Source organism: Bradyrhizobium liaoningense, assembly GCF_018130955.1.
Classification (GTDB): Bacteria; Pseudomonadota; Alphaproteobacteria; order Rhizobiales; family Xanthobacteraceae; genus Bradyrhizobium; species Bradyrhizobium liaoningense_C.
Genome location: NZ_JAFCJM010000138.1, coordinates 1 through 2,328, shown reverse-complemented (window position 1 = coordinate 2,328; position 2,328 = coordinate 1). Strand labels below are relative to the sequence as shown.

Genomic DNA, 2,328 nt, shown 5'->3' with positions numbered 1-2,328 from the left:
CTTGGCGGCGGCGACGTTGCCGGTGGTGGTGGTGATCGTGGCGGGATCATAGCGCCGCATCGCGAGCGCGAAGCCAATTTGCGTCGGTCAAGTTCTTCTCGCGCTGGCCTCCGACTGATTCCGATTCACTAGTCCAAAGCCTACCTAAGTATGGCCCCTTCATACCCACGCGCAGTGGCGCCAACCGAGTGCCGGTGCTACCTATAAGTCCAGAGTGAAAAGCAACGGAACCGGTCCTTCGAGCCGGCAGTTGCAGGGCAAGGTCGGCGGCGTAACGCCCGCCGACTTCCCCCAATCTGGCAGCGCGTTGCCGCTCAATTGGTGTCTACCGCCACGGTTAGCTGCAGAGAGTACGCCATGAGAAACATCGCCGATCTCCTGACACGGTTTTGGCAAGGGAGCCAGCCCGCGTCCAATACTCAGCTTGCTGCTATGACCGAGAACCGAGATCGATCCAGCATGGCTGATTTTGTCCGGATCCTGCAGGCCTACGATCAAGACCAGTACGGCAGGATTTAGGGGCAACCGCGTCAGTCCATGATACGATTGTCCGAGCAAACCAAAGCTCAGGACTTGAGACCGCACCCGTCCAGTTCTTAAGTCTGCCACGTCCCCGGAAGTCAGTGCGCACGACCGGAAAGTCCGCTTTCACTTCAAGAACCGACCGGTCTCCAGCACCCAGTGCCTGGTAAGTCGCAAGGTCACCGCAATCCCACCGCTAATTTCGATTCAAGTAGACCTGAGGTTGGTATAAGATCATGGATCGCGAAACGCGGGTCCGATACCCCGTTTCAGGATTGCCGGCGGAATCGTGGACCTGACGGCGTCTGTCGGTCGGCTCACCTGGTGGCGCCTATGGCGAAGGCGAGATACTTCGAGATCGGCGTGGTCTGCCTCGAAATCATCGCGGTGCTGCTTGCGATACTTGTGGCAGTGTACGTCTCCATCTGGATCGGCCTCCTCCTGCTCGTCCCGCTCCTCCTGGGACTGATCTCGCTGATTTGCAACTACGATGCCTGGGTCGTGCGACGGCTATCGACGCAAGACCACCGCTGATATTGCCCCTGTGCAAGACTGGATTCGTGGACAGGTACCGGCGAATGCTCAGGCTACTGCCGTCTGACCCGCGATGCAGGTTCTGCATGGTGCCGTTCGGTGGCGTCGGCAAAGCGATCGGCATCAGACCGTCGGCGGCGAACCCAAACTACTGCCGGAGCTGCTTCGAGGCCCTGCCGACAACAACTCACGAACTGGAAGTCGGAGTGCTTTTCGCGGACCTGCGTGGGTTCACCTCGTGGTCCGAGACCCACAGCTCGAGCGACGCGGCCGACCTGGTGAGCCGCTTCTATGCGAGCGCTAATCGCGTGCTGACCGCCGATGACGCCTTCGTTGACTTCATCGGGGACCAGGTGATGGCCATCACGTCGTGGATATGCCCTCGCTCGGCGCGAGAACCGCGGACATCATGCTCGCGGCGACGAGACGGCTGGTCGATGCGGTGCGGCAGGGCGTGGAGTCGTTGCCGGTTGGTGCCGGAATGCACATGGGCAAGGCGCAAGTCGGCTCGCTGGCCACGGGAGAGTCGAAGAATTTTACTGCGATCGGGGACGTGGTGAACACGGCCGCACGCCTGCAGAGTGCGGCCGGCGCCAACCAGATCCTGGTTTCGGAGAAGGTTTACTGCGCGCTTTCCGGGGAGAAAGCCCCAGGCGGACCGCACCACCCTGGACCTGAAGGGAAAAGCCGAGCTACTGACCGCCTTCGTCTTGCGCTAAAGCGCGATGGCTTTAGGTTGAATCGTCATCGCGCTTTAGCTCCTGTTTGAGCATGATCTTTTCGGAAAACCGCTGCGCACTTTTCCGGATCATGCTTTAGCTCTGCCACTTGGCCGAGCGTGGGAAGCGCCGCGCGGCCGCAATACAGCTATGGCTCCTTTGGGCCGCGCGAACGCCTATATTTTGCGGTTCAATATCAGCGGCTGGTGAACCCGGTGTCGGGCGCGGTCGCGCTGGGGACGCTGTTGGCGGCGGCGACGTTGCCGGTGGTGGTGGTGATCGTGGCGGGACGGTAGCGCCGCATCGCGATGCGCGAAGCCAATTTGCGTCGGTCAAGCTCATCTCGCGCTGGCCTTCGTCCGCTCTGCAGCGCACTCCGGACGTCACGCGAACATCGCGCCACTTCCGAGAAGGGCCGATTTTGTTGCAAAAGTCGGCTGTAACCGACGGATGTCTTTCGGCCATTTGGTAAGGCTGACCGGCTTTGATCCGCCGACCCTGACGCTCTCAACGCAACTCCTACGCTACGCAATGCACAGGGCATGAGCGGGTG

General features: G+C 60.9%; 3 protein-coding genes. All 3 read left to right on the top strand.

Annotation, left to right across the window (positions count from 1 at the left end):
* Positions 1-855: 855 nt before the first annotated feature.
* The 3 genes from JQ632_RS39045 (at position 856) to JQ632_RS39980 (ending at position 2,071) form a co-directional block, all read left to right on the top strand.
* Entirely contained in the window at positions 856-1,056 is a 201-nt protein-coding gene (locus JQ632_RS39045; RefSeq protein ID WP_212408034.1) for a hypothetical protein, read from the top strand.
* Positions 1,057-1,432: 376 nt separating this feature from the next.
* Positions 1,433-1,825, top strand: a complete 393-nt coding sequence (locus tag JQ632_RS39035) for an adenylate/guanylate cyclase domain-containing protein (RefSeq protein ID WP_283817800.1) — start codon at positions 1,433-1,435, stop codon at positions 1,823-1,825.
* A gap of 69 nt (positions 1,826-1,894) precedes the next feature.
* Complete coding sequence (locus JQ632_RS39980) at positions 1,895-2,071, top strand: hypothetical protein (RefSeq protein WP_249152844.1); 177 nt, start codon at positions 1,895-1,897, stop codon at positions 2,069-2,071.
* The last annotated feature ends 257 nt before the right edge of the window (positions 2,072-2,328 follow it).